Source organism: Pseudanabaena sp. BC1403 (genome assembly GCF_002914585.1).
Taxonomy (GTDB): domain Bacteria; phylum Cyanobacteriota; class Cyanobacteriia; order Pseudanabaenales; family Pseudanabaenaceae; genus Pseudanabaena.
Map to the genome: position 1 here is coordinate 1 of NZ_PDDM01000008.1, position 24,021 is coordinate 24,021.

Annotated in this window: 11 protein-coding genes; all 11 read right to left on the reverse strand. The window is 42.2% G+C overall.

Annotated features, from left to right (window positions below):
- Positions 1-26 precede the first annotated feature (26 nt).
- The 11 genes from CQ839_RS09020 to CQ839_RS09070 all read right to left on the reverse strand — a co-directional run bounded on the left by CQ839_RS09020 (position 27) and on the right by CQ839_RS09070 (position 23,902).
- On the reverse strand, positions 27-1,331 hold the full coding sequence (locus tag CQ839_RS09020) for a tetratricopeptide repeat protein (RefSeq protein WP_181016152.1): 1,305 nt from the start codon (positions 1,329-1,331) through the stop codon (positions 27-29).
- Between the two features lie 433 nt (positions 1,332-1,764).
- Positions 1,765-2,664, reverse strand: a complete 900-nt coding sequence (locus CQ839_RS09025) for an Rpn family recombination-promoting nuclease/putative transposase (RefSeq protein WP_103667953.1) — start codon at positions 2,662-2,664, stop codon at positions 1,765-1,767.
- Between the two features lie 101 nt (positions 2,665-2,765).
- Positions 2,766-5,531, reverse strand: a complete 2,766-nt coding sequence (locus CQ839_RS09030) for a tetratricopeptide repeat protein (RefSeq protein WP_146048713.1) — start codon at positions 5,529-5,531, stop codon at positions 2,766-2,768.
- Between the two features lie 209 nt (positions 5,532-5,740).
- Positions 5,741-8,746 (reverse strand): tetratricopeptide repeat protein, encoded by a 3,006-nt coding sequence (locus CQ839_RS09035; RefSeq protein ID WP_146048714.1) that lies wholly within the window; start codon positions 8,744-8,746, stop codon positions 5,741-5,743.
- 322 nt (positions 8,747-9,068) lie between these two features.
- Positions 9,069-11,303, reverse strand: coding sequence for a PAS domain S-box protein (locus tag CQ839_RS09040; RefSeq protein ID WP_103667956.1), 2,235 nt, complete (start codon positions 11,301-11,303; stop codon positions 9,069-9,071).
- A 274-nt stretch (positions 11,304-11,577) separates the two neighbouring features.
- Positions 11,578-12,954, reverse strand: coding sequence for a DEAD/DEAH box helicase (locus CQ839_RS09045; protein WP_258040674.1), 1,377 nt, complete (start codon positions 12,952-12,954; stop codon positions 11,578-11,580).
- A 415-nt stretch (positions 12,955-13,369) separates the two neighbouring features.
- Positions 13,370-15,457, reverse strand: a complete 2,088-nt coding sequence (locus CQ839_RS09050; protein WP_103667957.1) for an ATP-binding protein — start codon at positions 15,455-15,457, stop codon at positions 13,370-13,372.
- Between the two features lie 85 nt (positions 15,458-15,542).
- Positions 15,543-16,292, reverse strand: coding sequence for a DUF928 domain-containing protein (locus CQ839_RS09055; RefSeq protein ID WP_103667958.1), 750 nt, complete (start codon positions 16,290-16,292; stop codon positions 15,543-15,545).
- 458 nt (positions 16,293-16,750) lie between these two features.
- The gene (locus tag CQ839_RS09060) at positions 16,751-19,363 is read right to left on the reverse strand and encodes a CHAT domain-containing protein (protein WP_181016153.1); all 2,613 of its coding nucleotides are present in this window, start codon (positions 19,361-19,363) and stop codon (positions 16,751-16,753) included.
- A gap of 46 nt (positions 19,364-19,409) precedes the next feature.
- Entirely contained in the window at positions 19,410-19,991 is a 582-nt protein-coding gene (locus CQ839_RS09065; RefSeq protein ID WP_103667959.1) for a Uma2 family endonuclease, read from the reverse strand.
- A 95-nt stretch (positions 19,992-20,086) separates the two neighbouring features.
- Positions 20,087-23,902 carry a filamentous hemagglutinin N-terminal domain-containing protein gene (locus CQ839_RS09070; protein WP_103667960.1) on the reverse strand — a complete coding sequence of 1,272 codons (3,816 nt, stop codon included), beginning with the start codon at positions 23,900-23,902 and terminating at the stop codon, positions 20,087-20,089.
- Positions 23,903-24,021 lie beyond the last annotated feature (119 nt).

Genomic DNA, 24,021 nt, shown 5'->3' on the forward strand with positions numbered 1-24,021 from the left:
AAGCGAATATGCTGCCATATTTTATTTCAATTTGGTGATGCTTCTAGTTTACTCTTCTTGTGGCGGGTTTGATCGGAATTTGCTGTAGGAAGTTGCTGGATTTGATTGGCAAGTTCACTATTAAGATCCTTGCTATTGTCAAAGCTAACCGCCAACAGCTTATTGCTAATCGCTTTCTCTGGTTCTAAAATCTTCACTCCTTGCGCCGATCTATCACTACCTTTGATGTTTTTGAGATAGTCTTCGAGTTCTTGGACTTTAAGGAGATCAAGGACTTGCAGCGCTTCCATGATGCGATCTTGCTTAATCAGGAGGTCAGCAAGATGTTTGTAGCTGCTAGAGATAGTTCCTAAATAGGATTGTTGAATGTCTTTATCGAGTTTGCGGATATCTTTGCGAATCGCTTCACGGACGTTGATCGACTGCTTGTAAAAGAGAATGGCGAGTTCGGATTGCTTAAGGTTTTTAAAAGAATCTCCTAGATTATTGAGCGAAACTCCTTCACCTTGACGGTTTTTGATTTCCTGTGCGATCGCTAAATATTGCAGATGGAAATCGATCGCTTTGTCATACTTGCCAAGGGAATCGTAAGAGGCTCCGATATTTCCCAGCGCTATTCCCTCTCCTTGTCGGTCTTTGATTTCTCGTGCGATCGCTAAATATTGCAGATGGAAATCGATCGCTTTGTCATACTTGCCAAGGGAATCGTAAGCAATTCCCAGATTTGCTAGTGCTATTCCCTCTCCTCGTCGGTCTTTGTTCTCTCGAAAGATTGATAAAGATAGTAGATGGAACTCGATTGCTTTGTCATATTTGCCGAGGGAATGGTAAGCTATTCCCAGATTTCCCAGAGATCTTCCCTCACCGAGACGGTCTTTAGTTTCCCGCTTGATCGCTAAGCTTTGTAGATAGAACTCCATCGCTTTGTCATATTTGCCGAGAAGAAGGTAAGTGCTAGCCAGATTTGCCAGTGTAATGCCCTCACCGTGTCTGTCTTTGATTTCCCGTGCGATTATTAATCTTTGCAGATAGGAATCGAGCGCTTTGCCATATTGCCCTAAATCGGAGTATGCAAGTCCTAATCCGTTATGAGCACGAGCCTCACATTCGCGATCTTTTATTTCGCGACAAATATCAAGTGACATAAGAGTAAACTCTATTGCCTTTTGATATTGACTGTCCCGTATCGCTCTAATGCCTAAGTTATACCGCCAATCTGCTTCTGATGCGCGGGCTTCAGTTGTTTGTGCTTGGACGCTTTTACTCATCACGATCTGCCCTTGACCGCAAACCAAAAAAGTCAACACCGCTATACAGATCGCCTTATTCATCGCCCACATCCTCACATTTACATCAAAACCAGCAGTAGCACACCAGCCAGCATAAAGCGATATCCCCCAAAACAGGTATTCGTTACAAAAAACACAACCAAATATTCACAATCATCTATTCCCCATAGTTCAGATCCCGACTTTTTCTGCACATTCACCAATTAGTTTTGCTAATCACAAAAAAAGTCGGGGATCTATGCCCTGCAACAAAGAAACACAAAATCTCGTAGGGGCGAAGCATTACCGCCACCATTTATACATTTCGCCACAACCTCCAAACGGTAATGCTTCGCCCACCCCCCACAACGCAGCCACAATTTATCTGTGCATAGCCAACAAGAGGGTCAAGTATTTGCAGATCGAGGTTTTTGCGAAGAGTTTAAAAATTGCCGCGCAAATACTTGACCCCTAAAAATTTTTTCCTTTTGCCTTTCTACTTTTTACTTGTCAACCACGCCTCCAAATCCACAACCTTCTCAAAATCCAACACCGCCTCCGCCAACTCCTCCAACTGCTCCGCCGATAGCTTGTCTAAGCGCTTCACCACTTTCACAGTCACCTTACCAAACTTTCGCGTCAACAACTTTACAGCAAACTGCTTTAGCCCCTGCTGCCGACCCAAAATTTGACCGCGCTGTGTCCCGATCTTTTCACCCTCAAGCTTACCCTCAAGCTTGCCTTCAAGCTTACCTTCAAGCTTGCCCTCAAGCTTTGCCTCACGATATACCCTTGTTTTTTTTAGATCACCTAACGTAAACATTGCCTCAACCTCCTCTCGACTCATTTGGGGAAACTTGTACAGCAAAACTGTCTCAATAAATTCTATCATCCTCTCGCGATCGCCTTGCCCCACCTGCCCAGCTAACCTTTGAGCTAAAGCTACCGCTTCTCTCTTCGGCGCAACAATCAACCTCACAAGTCCCAAAGTCAATGACTCATTCTCTGGCAACTCATCCAGATAGATTTGCACAATATGCCCACCTGCAAATATTGTCCTAAATTGTTTCGGAATTTCTGGCTCAATACTCCGCTTCGCAAAAATAGCGACGGCTTGCCAATCATGTTCTGGCTTGTATTGACTCAAATAGAGAAATATTTCTCCAATAAATTCCCAATAAAATTCGGCACGTTTTTGAAATTGCACCTCCACAAACCAAATATTTTTATCCAACGCTTCAGGCATAAAAATACCATCAAAGCGAAAGGCTTTCTCCTTGATTTCCAAAGAAGTAAAGCAATATCCTGATGCTGTTTCGGGTGGTAATCCCACCAATTCAAACAACAAGCTATCAAAGGTTTGAAATAGCTGAAAGAAGATCGTGTCAGTTCGCATTGGATTATTTTAGCGAATTTCATACGCAGGAGGGCAAGAATAACGCCACCATTTACGCAGATCATAGCGATCGCCAATTCTTTGCCCTACAACGCAGGTACTTACAAACCATTACCGATCGCAAAAAATGCTGACCAATAATTGGGATGGTTGTATTTCGGTGATTTGATTAGAGCAACTTGAGCTCTATGTAAAGCTTCAGTGGATGTGACATCGCCTTTTTTGAGTTCGCGATAAAAAGCTTCCATTAGAGCTTGAGTGCCTTCATCATTGACTGACCAAAGTGAGGCGATCGCATTTTTTGCACCAGCTTTCTGGACTTGATAGCCAAATCCTAAAATTTCCACACCATCGCCAAGCTTGCCAACTCCAGTCTGACAAGCACTCAAGATAATCAAATCGATATTTGGTATCTGCCAATCAGCGATTTCGCCAAGACGGATTTTGTCACCGTTGCCGAAAATGATGAAGGAGTTATCAGGTGAACCAGTATTAAACTCAGCATGGGTAGCAAGATGGAGAATGTTGTGATTTTTGAATTTAGACTCGATCGCTTGGCGGCTAAAACCGTCTTCGGAGAGAGTTACTGAGTTTGGGAAAGAACTTGCGATCGCTTGAACTTCAGTAAGTGTGGCAGGTAATGCATTTTGTCCAAACTTTTTCGTGCCTGTGTTGCCTCCAAAGGCTCCCGCGAGAATATTGGGTTGATTTTTTGGCTGTGGAGAAAAGTCGGAGAGACTGTAGGCGATCAGGTTACTAACTTTATATTTTTCTGCAAGCCATTGTTTGCCGTCATAGAGAGCGGAAAGGGGAACATAGCGTAATATGCCATCAGGAGCATAAAGAATTGTCTCCGCTTTGGCTGTAATCAGTTCGCCTTCAATCGGTTTAATCAGTACATCATAGAGAGCTTTAGAAGCATCCTTGACATCCTCAGAACCAGCATCAAGCAACCCAGATCTATATTCAGTGATCAATGATTCAAGCTTAGACTTGGAGATCTTAATGGTGCGACTGATGGGGAGACTGTTGGGCGCGAAGAAAATTATTTCGAGTCTGTCACCTAAAATCAATGGATAGAGTAATACTGTTCCCTGTGGAATTTGTTTGAGATAGTCTGGGACTTTATTGATCTCTGACTTAGGAAGTTGCTGGATTTGATTGGCAAGTTCACTATTAAGATCCTTGCTATTGTCAAAGCTAACCGCTAACAGCTTATTGCTAATCGCTTTCTCTGGTTCTAAAATCTTCACTCCTTGCGCCGATCTGTCACTACCTTTGATGTTTTTGAGATAGTCTTCGAGTTCTTGGACTTTGAGGAGATCGAGAACTTGCAGAGTTTCCATGATGCGACCTTGATTGAGCAGTAATCCAGCAAGTCTTTTATAGCTGGTAGAGACAGTTTCTAAATAAGATCTTTGTTCGTCTTTGGTGAGTTTGCGAATATTTTTGCGAATTGATTCAGTAACATTAATTGACTGTTTGTAAAATAGAATTGCGAGTTCAGGTTGACTGAGTTGGGAAAAGGTAAACCCAAGATTGTTAAGTGAAATCCCTTCTCCACTAAGATTTTTGATTTCTCTCGTGATCGCTAAACCGAGCAATTGGAACTCGATTGCTTTGTCATATTTGCCGAGGGAAGAGTAAGCACTCCCCAGATTTCCCAACGACTGTCCCTCACCCTGACGGTCTTTGATTTCCCTTGCGATTTCTAAACTTTGCAATTGGGAATCAATTGCTTTGTCATATTTTCCGAGATTTCGGTATGCGTTTCCCAGACTTCCCAGAGTCTGTCCCTCACCGCGACGATCTTTGATTTCCCGCGTGATCGCTAAGTCTTGCAGATAGAACTCAATCGCTTTGTCATATTTTCCGAGGGAAGAGTACGCGATCCCTAGATTTCCGAGGGAAACTCCCTCGCCGCGACGGTCTTTGATTTCCCGCGCAAACGATAGGTATTGCTGATATAATTTGATCGCTTTGTCATATTTGCCGAGAGAATAGTAAGCATTTCCTAGATTTCCTAGCGACTGTCCTTCCCCTCGACGATCTTTGATTTCTCGCGAGACTGCTAGTACCTGCTGTAGGTAATTGATTGCCTTGTCATATTTGCCGAGGTTTCGGTAAATACTTCCTAAATTTCCCAGAGAATTTCCCACACCTTGACGGTCTTTGATTTCCTGCGCGATCGCTAAGCTTTGCAGGTGGAACTCGATCGCTTTGTCATATTTGCCAATGTTGCGGTAAGCATTGCCCAAATTTCCCAGCGACTGTCCCTCACCACGACGGTCTTTGATTTCCTGCGCGATCGCTAAGTCTTGCAGGTAAAACTCGATCGCTTTTTCATATTTGCCAAGGGAATCGTAAGCATTGCCCAAATTTCCCAGTGACTGTCCCTCACCACGACGGTCTTTGATTTCACGGGTGATCGCTAATCTTTGCAAATGGAAATTGATCGCCTCGTCATATTTGCCGAGGGACTCGTAAGCGATTCCCAGATTTCCCAGCGCATTTCCCTCTCCGCGACGATCTTTGATTTCACGGGCGATAGCTAATCTTTGCAGATGGAAATCGATTGCTTTGTCATATTTGCCGAGGGACTCGTAAGCGATTCCCAGATTTCCCAGCGCTGCGCCCTCACCCTGACGGCTTTTGATTTCCCGATAGATAGTCAATGCTTGCTGCCATGACTGAAAAGCCGCCTCAAACTGGCTAGTTTGAAATTGCTGATTTCCTTGCTGTAATAGTTGATCTGCTTCTCCTTTGCTCGCCTGTGTTGTTTCTGCTTGGATGCTTTCACTCGTCACTATTTGCACTTGCCCACAAGCCAAAAAAGTCAACATCGCGATCGCAATCACCTTATTCACAGCCAAAATCCTCACATTTACATCAAAACCCGCAGGGACCTATTAGCTAGCGTATAACGATATTTCTCGAAACAGGTACTCGTTACAAAAAACACAACCAAAAAACACCAAAACCTATTAGGAGCATAGTATTACTGCCCCCATTAACGGATATCACTAAGATTAGCGAAGAAAAAGGAAAAAAATTTCCTTTTTCCTTTTTCCTTTTTTTACAGCCCATTACCGATCGCAAAAAATGCCGACCAATAATTGGGATGGTTATATTTTGGTGATTTAATCAGAGCAACTTGAGCCCTATGTAAAGCCTCAGTGGATGTGACATCACCTTTTTTGAGTTCATTATAAAAAGCTTCCATTAGAGCTTGAGTGCCTTCATCATTGACTGCCCAAAGTGAGGCGATCGCATTTTTTGCACCAGCTTTCTGGACTTGATAGCCAAATCCTAAAATTTCCACACCATCGCCAAGCTTGCCAACGCCAGTCTGACAGGCACTCAAGATAATCAAATCGATATTTGGTATCTGCCAATCAGCGATTTCGCCAAGACGGATTTTGTCACCGTTGCCGAAAATGATGAAGGAGTTATCAGGTGAACCAGTATTAAACTCAGCATGGGTAGCAAGATGGAGAATGTTGTGATTTTTGAATTTAGACTCGATCGCTTGGCGGCTAAAACCGTCTTCGGAGAGAGTTACTGAGTTTGGGAAAGAACTTGCGATCGCTTTGACTTCAGTAAGTGTGGCAGGTAATGCATTTTGTCCAAACTTTTTCGTGCCTGTATTGCCTCCAAATGCTCCCGCGAGAATATTGGGTTGATTTTTTGGCTGTGGAGAAAAGTTGGAGAGACTGTAGGCGATCAGGTTACTAACTTTATATTTTTCTGCAAGCCATTGTTTGCCGTCATAGAGAGCGGACAGGGGAACATAGCGTAATATGCCATCAGGAGCATAAAGAATCGTTTCCGCTTTGGCTGTAATCAGTTCGCCTTCAATCGGTTTAATCAGCACATCATAGAGAGATTTTGAAGCCTCCTTGACATCCTCAGATCCAGCATCAAGCAGTCCTGCTCTATAATCAGAGATCAATGATTCGAGCTTAGTTTTGGAGATTTTGACAGTGCGACTGATGGGAAGACTGTTGGGAGAGAAGAAAATTATTTCTAGTTGATCACCTAAAATCAATGGATAAAGTAATACTGTTCCCTGTGGAATTTGCTTGAGATAGTCAGGGACTTTGTTAATTTCTGATTTGGGAAGTTGTTGGATCTGTCCTGCAAGATTCCGATTAAGCTCAGCACCTTTTTCATGGCTAATCGAAACTAGCTGAGAGCTGATTGCTTTCTCTGGTTCTAAAATCCTCACACCTTGCGTAGTTCTATCGCTACCTTTGACATTTTTAAGATAGTCTTCGAGTTCTTGGACTTTGAGGAGATCGAGGACTTGGAGAGCTTCCATGACTCGACCTTGATTGAGCAATAAGCCAGACAGCTTTTTATAGCTACTAGAGACAGTTCCCAAATAGGATCTTTGATCTTCCTTATTGAGCTTACGAATATCCTTGCGGATCGCTTCGCGCACATTGATTGACAGTTTGTAATAAAGAATTGCAAGTTCAGTTTGCTTTGATTCAGAAAATACTTGTCCAATGCTTCCGAGAGCATAACCTTCGAGACTGCGATCGCCAATCTCTTTGGAGATTATTAATGCTTGCTGAAAAGAATTCATCGCTTCTTGACTACGCTTGAGAGCATTATATGCATACCCTAGGGTATGCTGCCCATGCATTTCACCACTGCGATCTTTGATTTCCCTTGCAATCGCTAAATATTGCAGGTTGTACTCAATCGCTTTGTCATATTTGCCGAGTTCGTAGTAAGGAGCACCCATATTCCCTAGCGCTGCTCCTTCACTGTGTCTGTCTTTGATCTCTCTGGCGATCGCTAGACTTTGGAGTTGGTACTCAATTGCTTTGTCATATTTACCAGAAGAATGGTAAGAATTGCCCAGATTCCCCAATATTCCACCTTCTCCACGTCGATCTTTGATTTCCTTGGCGATCGCTAAACTTTGGAGTTGGTACTCAATCGCTTTGCCATAGTTCCCAAGGTGTCGGTAAGCGATACCCAGATTTGCGAGCGATGCTCCCTCACCGCGCCGATCTTTGATTTCTCGCTTGATTTCTAAGCTTTGGAGTTGGTAATCAATTGCTTTGTCATACCTACCAAGAGAAACGTACGTGATTCCTAAATTTCCGAGTACCTCTCCTTCACCCTTTCGATCTTTAATTTCCCTTACGATCGCTAAGTATTGCAGTTGATAATCAATGGCTTGGTCATATTTACCAAGATTTTTGTAGGTGACACCCAAATTTCCTAGCGCTACTCCCTCGCCGCGCCGATCTTTGATTTCTCTGGTGATTGCTAAGTATTGCTGAAAGTACTCAATCGCTTGGTCATATTTGCCGAAAGCATTGTAAGTAGCACCCAGATTACCCAGTGACTGTGCCTCACTTAGTCGATTTTTGACTTCCCTTGTGATCGCTAAGGTTTGCTGTTGATAATCAATCGCCTTGTCATATTTGCCGAGCGCATAGTACGCTGCTCCCAAATTCCCCAGAGCTTTTCCTTCTCCAAGGCGATCTTTGACTGCTCTAGTAATATCTAAAGCTAGCAATTGGGTCTCAATCGCCTTGTCATATTGACCAAGATTTTGGTAAACGATGCCCAAATTTCCTAGAGTTGCACCCTCGATCTGTCGATCTTTAAGTTCTCTAGCGATCGCTAAGCATTGGACAAAATACTCAGCAGCTTTTTCTGATTTACCCAAAGAAAGGTACGCATTTCCTAGATTGCCAAAGGAATTTGCCTGACCTTGACGATCTCCCATCACTTTGGCAAGTTCGACGCTTTGCAATTGATACTCGATCGCTTTTTCGTATTTGCCAAGAGCAAGGTAGGCGAGACCCAGATTTCCTAAGGCTGCTTGCTCCCTCGGACGAGATTGGATTTCCCGATAGATGGTCAATGCTTGCTGCCATGACTGAAAAGCCGCATCAAACTGGCTAAGTTGAAATTGCTGATTTCCTTGATTAAATAGAAGATCTCCTTCATTTTGGCGTGCTTGGTTTGTCTGAGCTTGGACACTTTCGCTCATCATTATTTGCACTTGCCCACAAGCCAAAAAAGTCAACATCGCGATCGCAATCACCTTATTCACAGCCAAAATCCTCACATTTACATCAAAATTAGCAATCTCCTACTAGACAACATAAAGCTACATCCTGCAAAACAATTGGTCGTTACAAAAAATGTAACTATAGCAATGTAATACCAAAAGACAAAATGGCTACGCCATTTTGTCTTTTTAAAACCCTTACTGGGTTTGGTTTTTAATTCACAGAAGTGTTGTCACACTTTTGTGAATTGGTATAAAACCAGAAGATGAGTGGCGGCGCTTCGCGCCGCCACTCATCTTCTGGTAAGCAAACCTTGGTTTGCTATAACAAGTACGAATCACAAAAATCCCCAATTCCCTGCATCTACAGGTCATTACCATTTAAAAGAGCGCCTTGTAAATCACTACCATCAAGAATTGAACCTGTTGTATTCGCATCTCGCAAATCTGCGCCCCGCAGATCAGCACCACGCAAATCCACCTGTTGTAAATCCGCAAATTGGAAGTTTACACCCCGCAGATCAGCACCACGCAAATTTGCAGATTGGAAATTTGCATAGCTACAATTGCTGCCATTGAGCACCACACCACTGAAATCAGCGTGCCGTAAATCAGCCTCTACCAAATAAGCCCCACGCAAATTCAAACCCGCAAAATTGCGTTGACCGATTTTGTATTGATTGAGCAGCGTATTAGCATTAAGGGTCACAAAATTGGCAATCGCCTCAGTGCCAGAGTGAATGAGCGATGCTCTCTCGACTTGCTCAATTTGAAGATTATGATCTGTTTTAAGAGAACTGCGATCGCCTACATCATCAATAATCCGTAATATCCCAACAATTTTGCCATGAGGATCATGAACGAGAACAGTTGATACACTCACATTAGTCCAACTGCCATCACGAAGTTGAAAAGTCATCGGGAAACTATTAATCTGTCTACCTGCTAGGGTATCGAGGATTACTGCTTGTAGTTCCAATGCTTGAGACTCAGGAATACTTGGTACAGGATGACCGACAATAGTGGAAGTATTCCAAGCAAATAGTTTTTCTGCCGCAGCATTCCACAATAAAACTTTTCCTTCAGGGCTGACAATATCAATCGCCACAGGCACAGCCTTGATCACTGCTCGCAATAGTTCATTTGTCCTTTGTAGACTAGATTCAGCTTCACCTCTTTCACTAATGTCGATACATACTCCATCAGCAAATATCGCTTCCGAATCGGTACGATAATAACGGGCAATATTCTGTACCCATTTCACTTCACCAGAGATCGTAATAACGCGAAATTCATGACGGAAAGTGGCAAGATTATCAAAACCAGCTCTAATGAGAGCTTTAAATTGATCAACATCTTCAGGATGGATTAGATCCAATACTTGGTATGGAGAAGAGATTGCATATCTTGGCGAGAGACCGACTAGATCGATTAGACCATCGCTGATAAAAGCAATAGAAATTTTTCCTTCAGAATTGGTAGCTAAACGATAGAGGGTCGCAGGCATACTTGATGCGATCGCTGCTAGTCTAAGTTCGCTATCTTGCAACGCTGTTTCTGTGCGCTTACGCTCTGTAATATCACGGGAATTGATTACTAAGCCCTGAACATTTACATCCTGTAAAAGATTGCAGCAAACTGATTCTAAATAAACCCAATTTCCATTGATATGCCGATGACGCATCACTATCGGTGTTGATACGGACAAAGCATCAACAGATTGAGTTAGAAAATTTTGAAAAATTGGTAGGTCTTCAGAATGAATAAAGCTAATAAACTTACTGCCTATCACATCTTCAGGCATATAGCCTAAAGTTCTAAAGATCGCGGGACTACAATAGTTAATAGTAGTGTCGATATCCAGAATATTTACGATATCTGAAGAATGCTGCATCATAGCTCGCAATTTGGCTTCATTATGGGCAAGATTGCGAGAAATACGTCTCTGTTCTTCTCTTTCTACACGAACTTGACGATCCATCAGGTTGAGTTTGGCGTTCATTTCGGCAACTCTAATCTCTAAACGCTGATGAGACTGTTGCAATTTATCAGCTTCTTGTTTTCGTTGGGTAATATCTTGAATCCACCACCTTAGTCCAGTTACCCGCCCATCTAAGGGGGCGCGAATACTAATAATTGTAAAACTTGCATCAAAAGGTTGTCCTGTAGGAAACTGCATTCGCAAGTCCAAACTCTTGATATTTTGTCCTCTTTGTAGCTGACCTAATAATCTTTGAAATTGATCTTTGTAGGAGGGATAAACAAAGTTTTCTAAGTTTTTTCCGATCGGTAGCGAACCAAACATGAGCGTAGATGCTCGGTTAGCTTCTGAGATATCGCCATTGGCATCGGTAACAAAGTAGCCATCAGGAGCAAAGTCAAAAAGCTCACGATATCGCTCTAATTCTCCTGAAAGCGATTGCTGATAAACTTCTAGTTCTATTAAGCTAGCTCGCAAAACATTTGTAGCATCTTCTAGATTTAGATTTCTTGTCTCGATTTCGATAGAAGATGATGTAGGTGATTCTGCAATATGTTTAAGCTCTTGCAGTTGCTGAATCGAGGTTGCGATCAATTCGAGACAAAGGCGCATTCCCATAAAGCATCCATGTTTTAATCATTCTTACGAAGACTTATATAGTATAACAATGAAAGTGAAATGGGCGCAAAGCGCCCTCCTTTTCAGTAATTTTATGGTGAAACCGATTTTGTTTTTTTTAGTTCCTACAGTGCTAAAAAAAACAAAATCGGTTTTTATAATAAAAATTCCAGATCCTTTTCACTTTTTGTTTTTGTATAGCAAGTCAAGAAACCCAAAAGATAAGAGGCGGCGCTTCGCGCCACCTCTTATCTTTTGGGTCTTGACTTGCTATCTAACGATTACGGCTCTGATGCGAGTCTCCGTATTCAGTTTTCACATTTTGAGCGGGAGATTTTAGGATGACTCTACCAGATTGATTTTTGGGCTGTGGTTTTGCCGATGATTTGCTAGGAGATGGTAAAGATGTGGAATTCCCACTCGAAGAATGTCGATCGCTATTTCCACCACGTCGAGGCTGATGCTTAGATTGCCGTCCCACTTGGATTGGCTCAGGCTTAGCACGAGGATCAGGCTCGAAACCAGCAATGATTTCTTGGGGCAGCGATCGCTTGATTAATTTCTCAATATCTGACAAGAACTTACGCTCATCCACGCATACCAGTGAGATTGCCTCACCTGTTGAGCCAGCGCGTCCAGTGCGTCCGATCCGATGTACATAATCTTCGGGGACATTCGGTAACTCGTAGTTAACTACATGGGGCAGCTCACTAATATCTAGGCCTCGCGCCGCGATATCTGTGGCTACCAATACTTGCAAACTGCCATCTTTAAACTTACCGAGGGCGCGAGTACGGGCTGCTTGGCTCTTGTTGCCATGAATTGCCATCGCCACAATGTCATCTTGATGTAGTTGTTTGACTAGGCGATCAGCACCATGCTTGGTACGGGTAAATACCAATACCTGATACCAGCTATTAGTCTTGATCAGATGGGTGAGCAATTCTCGCTTGCGATCGCGATCTACAGGGAAAATTCTCTGAGTCACAAGATCCGCAGTCGCATTCTGAGCAGCAACTTCGACTAATACGGGCTGATTGAGTAAAGTACTGGCAAAGGATTTGATCTCATTGGAAAAAGTTGCCGAAAACAAGAGATTTTGACGTTCTTTTGGTAATAGGGTAAGAATTCGCCGAATATCACGAATAAAGCCCATGTCCAACATGCGATCGGCTTCATCTAATACCAAGATTTCTACCTTGGATAGATCCAATCTGCCCTGTTGCACATGATCTAGCAACCGTCCAGGAGTTGCCACCAAAATCTCTACGCCACCTCTGAGTCGGTTGATTTGGGGATTAATGTTAACGCCGCCATAGATCACCATTGATTGCAGAGGTAAATGTCTGCCATACATGCGTACGCTTTCTTCGACTTGAGCGGCGAGTTCACGGGTGGGTGTGAGGATCAGCGCGCGAATTGGGATTTTTCCCGTTGGCGATCGCTTTACGACTTTATTAGATAGTAAATGTAAAATCGGTAATGTAAATCCTGCGGTTTTGCCAGTACCTGTTTGAGCACCAGCTAATAAATCTTGGCCTGAAAGAACAACGGGGATCGCCCGTGACTGAATCGGTGTAGGCTCAGTATAGCCGCGTGCAGTGACAGCACGAACGATTTGATCGGACAAACCAAGGGCTGAAAAAGACATAGAACTCCAAATTGTGTGTCGGTTTTTTTATCGGTCTGTCGCTGTTAATGTTGCCATTTTTATTCGTGCCAATTCATTCATACCAATTCTTAGAGGGTTGCGACATTTCTAAGAATCTAAAACCTTACCCAGAGGGATTTTAAAGCTTCAAATATGGCTAAGCCATTTTTGAAATTGGTGTCAGATGGAGCAGAGACAGGATGATTTAACGAGTTTGCAGTATCAATAACTGGGAGCAGATACTGTAGGTTTAGATTCTAGCAGAGGTTGGCGATTTATAGTGAAATCGATGATTGGGGCAGCAATTCTCATTATGAACCCGATTTTGGTGTTTCAAGCGCCAAAGGCGCTTGAAACACCATTTTTTATATTTTCAGCGCCACTGGCGCTGAAAATATAAAAAATGGGTTTGGGCTCAGTAAGTCTCCAGCAGTTTTTTGAGGTAATTTAAAATATTACGAAGTTGAAAGCCTCTTGCCAATTCTAGGATTTCCCTAGTAAATGCTTTTAGTCCATAGTTGGACTTTTCTAAATCCTTTACACGCTTTTGTAGAGATTCTAAATCGACTTTCTCAGCTAGTTCTATTAGCTCTAAAATGATTTGTCGAGAAGGTAGCAAGATGTTATTTGCGATCGCTTGATTTGCTAAAGATGATTGAGGAGAAGCCTCAGAGGGAGTAAAATAACAGTACTCCCATTCTAACGCCAAATTTGCTTGAATGATATCCGTTAACTGTTTCATGGCAATGGGTTTAGCCAGAAGATCATCGCAACCAGCTTCGATACATTTCTGGCGATCTCCTTCAAGTATCTCTTCCGATAACATAATTATGACAATGTCCTTAAGCATAGGAGTCTGTCGGATCTTACGAAGAATATCCCAACTAGCATCATTTAAATTTTTCAAGCCTAGTAGAAGTAAGTCAGGACTATGTGCTGATATTTTATCAAAGCTATCAATACCGCCTTCGGCTGCGATGATATCAAAGTCAATTTTAGAGAGCATATCTACTACTAAGTCTCTGGTTAATTGTTCTGAATCCGCCACGACGACTTTACGTTTTTTGCCCTTATAACCGATGATTTCAACATTTTGTTGGATTTGATCTGTCGTTTTCGGATTTACGTAAGTAGGTAAATCAATTTCGATCCAGAAAGTACTACCTTGCCCCAGAATACTTGTTACATTTAACTCTCCTCCCATCACCTCGATGAGGCGCTTGCTAATTGTCAACCCCAAGCCAGTTCCTGATTGCATTTTGACAGGATCGCCGACTTGTTCAAATGATTGAAATATTTTGGGTACATCCTCTGGTGCGATCCCTACACCACTATCAATGACATCAAAACGAATTTTGCCGTTACTAGGGCTTTGCACAGTCAGAGTCACAATTCCTTTGTCTGTAAACTTAATCGCATTACCAACTAGATTAAACAAAACTTGGCGCAGCCGTCTGGCATCACCATAAACAAGCTTAGGAATTTGTCCAATTATCTTATAGATAATCTCTATGCCTTGACTGTCTGCCTGAGCCCTAAATGTATCGATTAGACCCTTGAGAAGTTCATCTAAATGGAACATGTCACGATCAATCGCTAATTTCCCAGCTTCAATTTTGGACAGATCGAGAATGTCATTAATCAATGTCAGCAAATGCTCACCGCTACGCTGGATAACATTTAATCCATCTTTATGTTTAACTGGGTCATCGCTCAGTTTTAGAAGTTGAGCATAACCAAGAATTCCATTAAGAGGAGTTCTTAACTCATGACTCATGTTGGTAAGAAACTGGCTTTTAGCTTTGTTAGCACTATCTGCGGCTTCTTTGGCAATTTCGAGCTCAATGGTACGCTCTTGTACAATCTTTTCTAAATTCTGATTAAATTGATAGAGTTGTTTATTTGAGATAGCCAACTTTTGACGGCTTTCTGCAAGATTTACAATGCTGCTGTATGCTCTGAGACTAGAAATTAGCGCTGTAAATAATTTCTGCTCGGTCAGATCAGTTTTGGCCTTGTAGTCATTGATGTCATAGTTCAAAATCACTGAAGACTCAGGAAAATCCCCTGGCTGGCCTGTACGGAGGATAATCCGTACAAGTTGATTTTGCAAAACTTCACGGATATATTTGATAGCCTGTAAGCCCGCATCATTGGTTTCCATGATCACATCTTGCAATATCACAGCGATATTAGGATTTTGCGCGATAATTTTGCTTTCTTCAGCACCAGAGAAGGCAGAGATTATCTCTAATTTTTTACCTGCAAACTTAAATCCTTCTAGGGCAAGTTTGGTAATTGCATGGACAGAATCATCATCATCACAGATCAAGATCTGCCATTTTGCTCTGCTCAGTAATGACGTAAATTCAAATATTTCTTGAGATTCGTTATTGCAATCTTCTAGAATAGAAAAATTCTTTTTCTCCGCATCAGCAAAGGGACTGTCCTCATCCTCTTCTATAAAAATTAGCTCGTCGGAATCTTTGGAATCTATAGGCATTTTTCTATTTCATGAATGATTTGATGGTGATGATAAGGATGGTCGGCACGAAGCGCTGCTAATCCTTATCCAATCATTTGGTGGATTAGTTTGTGAGAGGTGTATGTGCTATGGATTCTAAGCTGGAGGATGTGAGCAAATTTAGCCAACTAGTCTTTAGTTCAGGGCTATTGGGCTGAGCCAGAAGTAAATTTGCAAGATCTGCGATCGCTTCATGCCAAATCCCAAACTTTGCATATAGAGATACCCGTTCGATCACGGTCGCTTTCTCTAATTTGCTGAGCAAAGTTGATTCAGGTATGATACGGCGGATGATCCCTTCGGAGAAAATATCTTCAGGATCGCCAGTTTCGCAGATGACGGAGACCAGCCATTTGTAATCTTTTCCAACTTCTAGGGGATTTTTGTCAAATTGAACATTGACGATGCTGGGTGTAGTAGTGAGAGCGACAGTCTTGCGGGCGATACCCTTGCCTTGCTGATTTTCAAGGGTGAACTCCACCGCGATCGCAGAGGTTTTGGGGATGTATGCAAAAAATGTCGGATTTGCTGAAACTGTAAGCCCAAATTTGTTTGGCGGGAGTAGGGGTGTAAGCTGTTGTTCTAAAGATTTTTTAGTTTTGTCCTCTCTAGGTTGAATATCTCGATTTTTCAGGCACAGCCCATCATTGCTCCGCCTTCCACCGCCAATGGTTGTTTTTGGGGCTGGGCTACTTGTAGGGGGCTCAAATGTTAGGGCGTGAGCATCTTCTGAAAAAATGGAAAATGTGTTGATTTCCCAGAGTATTGCGATCGCAAGGAGAACAACGTATCGATGAAAATATTTAGTTAGCATAGCCTTATACCTAGAAACAGTGACTGATAGATGAAAATTTTACTAGTGGTCTACAGTAGAAGCAGTGTAATGAAAAGGCTTAATTCATATTATGTACTGATGTACTATGTTATGTAGAACAAAAATGGTTTTGGTGTCTAAATGTCATATTCAAATAGGGTTTAGAGCCAAAATTGCTGCATTTGTTGTATTAGGAGTGGCTTGGTTCCAAATCAATAACACATAGCTTTCCATAATATTAAGTTAAGTAATATTTTACTCATTTTTTCCGAGGATAGCTGTTGATCGATTGTAATACCAATTCACAAAAGTATGACGAGACTTTTGTGAATTAAAAGCAAAACCCATTAAGGATTTTAAATCACAAAATGACTTAGCCATTTTGTGATTTGGTATAAAATATAAAAAATATCAGAAATCAGAAAGAATGAGCTTTGTTCATTCTTTCTGATTTCTGATTACAGCCAATTTCCAACTAAAACGAATGGAGCCCAATAGAAGGGGTGAGTAAACTGAGGATTTTTTAGAAGGCTTAGTTGCGCTTTTCGTAGAGCCTTGGCCTTGGTTGTGTCGAGAGTTGCTAGTTCTTTATAAAAGTCTTCCATAAATGTCGCTGTGGCATTATCCTCAACTGACCACAAACTAGCGATCGTGCTCCGTGCGCCCGAGCGCACAGCCATTCCTGCTAATCCTAATGTGGCTCGATTATCTCCCTTTGCGGTTTTGCAAGCACTGAGTACTAATAACTCGATGGGAATTTGGCTGTCTTGTTCCCTAGATTGCAGCAATTCTCCTAATTGTTTAACTCCAAGCCGATTATTCCACGTTAAGATAAAAGTTTTTTCGGCATCAGAACTAAATTCACCATGAGTAGCTAAATGAACTACTCTATAGGAGCTTTTACTAATTTGTTTTTGAATAGACTCACTGATAAACGCTTCATTGAGTAATGGTGTTTGAGCTGACACCAGCAAAGCAATTTGCTGAAGCTCTCTTTCAACATTTGGTAAGGCATTAAAATTTTGGGTTTCCTTACTCAACCCTCCGACAAATACAGTTAGTTGTTGGCGCTTTAGTGGGCGAGGATCAATGAGTTGTAACCCAGGCGTGATTGCCAGATTATATTTTTCCATCAAGTACTGTTGCCCATCATAAAGGACTGACATGGGCAAATTTCTCAGAGAACCATCCAGAACAAATGCTAAGGTCTTAATTTTATTCACAGCTAATATAGATTCTGTTTCTTTACCGATTAATATGTTGTAAATTTTTTCTGACGCTGCTTGAATATCGGTCTCAAGCGATGTTCGACGTAGCGATCGCCTTAATTTGCTCAAGAGACTTTCTAGTTTATCTTGAGGTATTTTGGTTGTACGGTGAAGCAAGGAACGGTTTGGCAGTGAAATAATAACTTCTAGACTCTCAGGCAAAATGATCGGGTAGATAACAGCAGCTTGTGAATCGACTTCATCAACTTGGGTAGCCAGCCCTGTAAGACAAGCTTCTTTGAAAAAGTTATCCAATTCGGCAAGTTGTAAAGATTCGATTACTTTGCGAGCGTCTCTGAGATTTTCTTGACTAACTTGTTTGCCATGTTCTGGAGTAAGGAGTAAGGCGACAAGCTGACGGTAGACTGGTTCGACCCTATCACGAAAGGAAAACTGAATATCCGCATTGCTAGAGACAAGATCGCCTCGAATTGAATCAAGTGTATTTACAGCTTCGCTATAGGCGATGATCGCCTTGGCATTTTCGCCTTGAGATTTAAGTACTCGTCCGAGTTGCCACTGCCAGCGATAGGCAATATCTGAGGCATTATTGGTTTGGGAGAGAATGAGCGCTTTCTCGGTAAGAATTTGGGCTTCTGAAAACTGTTGAGTTTGTTCATAGAGGTTGCCCAGATATCCGATCGCATAGGATTCGGCTCTCGGATCTCCCATCTCTTTTGCTTGTTGAGCAGCTGTGGCGAGGAACTGGGCGGAGGTTTGGCGATCGCTTGATGTGGGATTAAGCTTAACTAGACTTTGAGCAAAGCTTACTTTTGCGTATACTGAGGCTCGGCTCGGTGGGAGGCTTGATAGTTGCGATCGCAGATCTGTTAATAATAGTTGTGCCGATTCAGGCTGTTTCGCTTCAATCTGAAGCCGCAGTTGATTTAATTTTGCTTGGACTTTTTGGATCGGAGTGGTAGCGGTACTAGCTACTTGCTGATAGTAACTGATCGCTTCGGCGGGTTGTTGTGCGCTATAGGTGGTATTTCCTAAACTCAGGAGAGCGTCGGCAATAATCGAAGGGGCATTGAGTTTTTTAGCGATCGCCAGACTTTCTTGCAATGCCAGTTTGGAACCTCGGAGATCACCACACAGCCGCAAGGTTTCACCGAGATTGAGCAGAATAGCCGCCTTGAGTGAGGAGTCGGGACGTTCTTTGAGTTCTAATTGGACTTGCTGAAGAATATCTTTAGCTTTGGGATATAAACCTAGTGATCGCATGGATTGACTCTGATTAATCTTGCTACGAATGGCTCCGTCTTTTTCTCCTGACTGCTCGTAGGTTGCTGTCGCTTTTTGCCAAGTTGTTAATGATTCTTGAGCCTTGCCCTGTGCGAGTTGGATGTTGCCTTGAATATTCAGAGCCTGTGCTAGTAAGTTGAGTTGTTGCGGCTCGGATTGGAGGATTTCTATGCTAAGTGCGATCGTCTGATCGGATTCTTTCCATTGACCAAGTTGTTGATATGCTAAGGCAAGATTTTGCAAAACTACAGCGTGATTGAGGCGATCGCCTTGTTTTGCATAAATATCAGAAGCTTGTTGCCAAGTTGCGATCGCATTAACATATTGACTTGATTGGAAATACTGTTTGCCTCTCTGGACAAGAGTTGCAGGGTTATCACTTCCAGATTGAGTAAGAACTATTTCAGTTGAGGCTTTTGGAGGATGATTAGCAATACTAGGTTGAGCATTCCATCCTAAGATCAGAGCAAGTATAGTTGCTAAAATTCCAAGGCTGACATAGCGAAGGAATTTACTGTTTTTGGGTTTTAGATTCGAGATGGATTCCCACAAAAACATGAATATTTCCTGTGATATTTATTTAGGATTAGATTTAGGATTGGATTTACGCTGACCAGATATTTTCTAAACTCAGCACAAATCCGATTAAAACTTCTTCCCCAGACAAACTTGGTGGAGCTTCGAGAATCTCGACGGATTTACCCAGACGATAAATAGCAACGCGCTTACTTTCAGGATCGATCAGCCAACCCAAACGACAGCCGTTGTCTTGGTATTCCTGCATTTTTGCTAAGCCTTTAATCCATGAATCAGTTGGCGATAATAGTTCGATTACAAAATCTGGACATAATGGCAAAAATCTCTTGCGCTGTTCAGGTGTCATCGCATTCCACTTAGCGATCGGTATCCATGCAGCATCAGGAGAGCGATCAGAACCTTTAGGAAGGGCAAATCCAGTTGATGAGTCAAATGCTTTCCCTAGGGTACTTTGGCGATTCCAAAGTGTTAAATCAGTTGTAATATCAGAATTCCAAGCACCTGTTTCACCACCAGTGGGGGACATAATTACGAGTTCTCCATGAGGGTTTCGTTCTAGTTTAAGTTCTGGGTTTGCCGCGCATAATTCATAAAACTGCTCTCTGGTCAGTTTCATAATTGGATCGAGATTGACTGTATAGGCGGTCATAGATTTCACTCCGAGAAGCAATATTCATATTTTAGCACTCAAACCCAAACCAATAAATTTTTGGAAAGTGTCGCCAAGAGACACTTTCCAAAAATTTATTGGTTCGCACAAGCAAGCTGAGGAATGGCGGGACTGAGTGGATTAGAAGCAGCAACTAACTGCAATCTGCCATTATTATCTCTAGCGACCGCATTTGCCTCGACAATAAATTGTGGAGATTCGTTCTTTACTTCTTGTTTCTGCTCTATCGTTGAGATTTGATTTATTCTACTTGGTACGAGTTCAGCCAGTTCTACCAGAGATTGAGTAATGGATATCTCATCACTAGGACTCTTTGGCAAGCCACCTCTACCCGCGATCGTAAAGCGATTCTCGCGATTGGATAATTTTCCTCCTACCGCACAGCTTTGACTAATCTGTTTCGACGAATCAACAAGATTGAGCGGTAAAGAAGTTAAGCCACGACCTGGATCGATATCAGGAGTGGTAACGATAACATTTCCTTGCACACCAAACTGAGAACTAGCTGCAATGTCACTAAAACCTGTTAATTGAGGACGAAACTCTAGTCCATAAATGCCATTAGTGGTGATATCAACTTTGCCACCATTGCCAGTAAATGCATTAGCAAAAATATCGCTATTTTCGCCTTTCACTCCAACGATAAAACCTGCTTTGATGTTGATATTGCCACCATTGCCTCCTGCATTTGCTGTACCTGCGGTGGTGGTGATATTGCTGCCGTAGCGTAAAAGCAATATAGATGGAACATTTAAATTTATATTGCCTCCATTGGTGCTAGCAGTTGAGGCGGTGATAGAGGAACCATTCAAAAGGGAGAGGTAATTGGCAAATATAGTGATGTTGCCACCCAGTCCTGAGCCAAGACTACCGACAGCGATTGTCGCTCCATCTTGAAGGGTGACATACTGCGGATCGATCGCAATATTGCCGCCATCTCCTGTAGAACCTAATGTGGTATTGGCAAATAAGCCAGTACCCGCTGTAAAGAGGATCGAGTTTCCTGCAATCAGTCCAATGTTGCCAGCTTTTCCACTGCTACTAGTTTGAGCAATAATTTGACTATTGTCTTTGAAGGTGATGCTCTCTCCTGCGACAACATTGATATTTCCAGCGTTACCGAGGCTATTGGTATTACTAAGGACTTGGCTGTTATTTTGGAAGGCGATCGCCGCAGGACTAGTGATCAAAATATTTCCAGCAGGGGCAATTCCTTGGGTCGTACTCACGATCAGGGTATTGTCAAAGGTGAGATTGCCTAACCCTTTAATCATTACGTCTCCCGAACGCCCATTTTGTCCAGATCCAAAAATAGTGGTGATGAAAGTGTTGGGATCGTTGATATCATAGGCGCGCTTAGGGAAATTTACGGTCTTACTCGTAATGATTTGAAGGTCTGCAATTTTCAAATCACCTAGACCATTAATGTTTACTGCTCCTGCTTGCCCAAAGGCTGATGAGGTAAAGAGGGCAAGATTACTGATTTGATTTTTTGCAGTTAAATTGATCTCACCACCATTGCCACTATTTGAGCCTGCCGCAGAAATAGAGAACGACAATATATAACTAGCTAAAGCACTGGTAATACTGCCATTGGGGGCAGATATAGAAACCGATCCGCCATTCTGGGAACCAGCAGATGAGGCTAACGAGTACGCTGACAATGTCGAATTGTTTAATGAGATATTGCCAGTGCCAGAGTATAAAGCAATTGCGCCTCCATTCCGAGAATTTGCGGATCTCGCGAATGAATACGAATACAATGTCAAATCGTTCAGCATAATGTTGCCTAACGAGTTAGCTAGAGAGATTTTCCCTCCATTTCCAGAATGATTTAATTTTGAGGATGAGTAAGAAGCTGTAGATGAGTTCAATGGAGCATTGATTAGTGAAATGTTGCCAGCATGAGAAGCCAAAGAAAATGATCCTCCATTACCAGAGGAACCAGAGCCTGAGTATGTACCAGCATCTAAATAAGTGCCAACATCCCCAAAGAAACTCCTAACATCTTTAACCGTAATATTGCCAGAATAAGTAGCAAAAGAGATGTCTCCAGCATTTCCTGAATTACCTAATGCCAAGGAAACAGAGGGTGATTTCCAGATCGGACGGGTGATCGTAATATTGCCTGAGTAAGAAGAGAGAGAAACTGATCCTGCATTCGCTGAGTTGCCAAAGTATACGAATGAAGACGATTCAAAGTACATGTTATCTAGTATGATATCGCCCGAATAAGAAGAAAATGAAATCGCTCCGCCATTCCCAGTATTGCCAAAGAGGGTAAAAGAGTCAGTGTATAATTCAGAATTCATCGTAATCTTGCCAGAATAAGAAGAAATCGCGACCGATCCTCCATTTCCTGCATTGCCAAATCCAGGCTCTGCGTAAGCGATTAAGTTTGAATTCAGCGCAATATCTCCTCGACCATAGACGCGAATATCTCCCGCGTTAGCTCCTACAACATTTGTGCCAGTATTAATTTCTTGAGTGGAAATTTTGCCTTGTAAGGAATTAGGAGTGAACTGGTTAGTTAATAGCACCAATCCACTTGGCTGACTCACGCGAATATTCCCATTCACCGTAATATCGGCTCTAGTAGGAGGATCTACATAGGTGGGAACAGGTGCGATCGCACCTGACACTGTTGGACTAGCAGGTAACCCACCCAACTGTGCCCAATCCACACCTGCTCTTATATCCAAAGTTGCCTTAGTACTTCCATCAATCGTAATTGGAGTCTGCACTGGCACAATATCCTGAACTGAGCCACTACTATTCTTAATTGCCTGATAGTCAGTCAAACTAAATGTTGCTAAATCCGCATAACGCTTAGTGGAATTAAATAGAGTCGTATTGTTGGGATTAATCGTAGTACTAACAGTTCCTCTATTATTAATCGTGACATTCCCCATCGCCACGCTTCCCGCCGCTAAAATATGCAGAGATGCTCCTGTATAGTTACCTAAAGTCACATTACCATTAGCCAAAATTACTGGATCATTAGGACTGATCAAATTACCGATAGTTCTATTCAACTTTTCGATATTTAAGTTCCCCCCAGCATAAAAATGGGCATCACCAATCACAGGATTTTGCGATCGCAACACCATATTCCTATCTGACCGAAACCTACTACTAGGATGATTTAAAGCGAAAATATCAACCAATTGATTTCCTTGCACAAGCAAATCTCTAGCAGATGCTGCCACGAATGGACTAGTCTTAGTATCGCGAATCGTCACCGTATCTTGTGCTTGCAAAATCAGATCTCGACCTGCTTTTAATTGCCCTTGCAAGTCCAATTTGTCCGCATTTAAAACTAAATCTTTTCCCGTGAAGAGATTAGCCCGATTGCTAATAGTTGCGCCTGTATTACTTGTGCCATATTGCAATCCCATTGTAATGTTCGTCGTCAGCAATGGCGGAGCTTGGGGTGTGGTGGCACTGAACTCGCTGCCATCGGAGAACTTGAAACTATTAGCTGTACTCCCAACAAAAGTTCCACCAATATCTAGCTTCGCATTTGCCCCAAACATAATCCCGTTAGGATTGAGCAAAAATAAATTCGCATTGCCATTGGCTTTAAGAATCCCGTCAATATTGGAGACAGAGTTTCCCGTTACCCTCGTCAAAATATTCTGAACATTCGGCGCATTATTAAAATAGGCAGTATTATTTGTCGAAACTGAGAAGTCTTGAAAACTATGATAAAGGTTAACGCCTCTTGCTGTGCCACCATCAATTGTATGGATCAATCCATTGTTTATAACTGTGGAGTCTATAGGTAAAGTATTGTCTGGGAGGATCTGTGCTGTTGCTGAAAGTGTTGCTGTGAGATAGCTGAGAGCAAATACACCTGTCAAACTGATATAACGAGGAGTAAGTTTCATGTTTTCAATTTCTCTTAAAGCCAATTCATAAAGATCAAATTTGCAAATGAAACAGGTTTAAGCATTAGTAAAATATCGAACCTGTAATGATCTGATATCAATATAATACCGATTTGTAG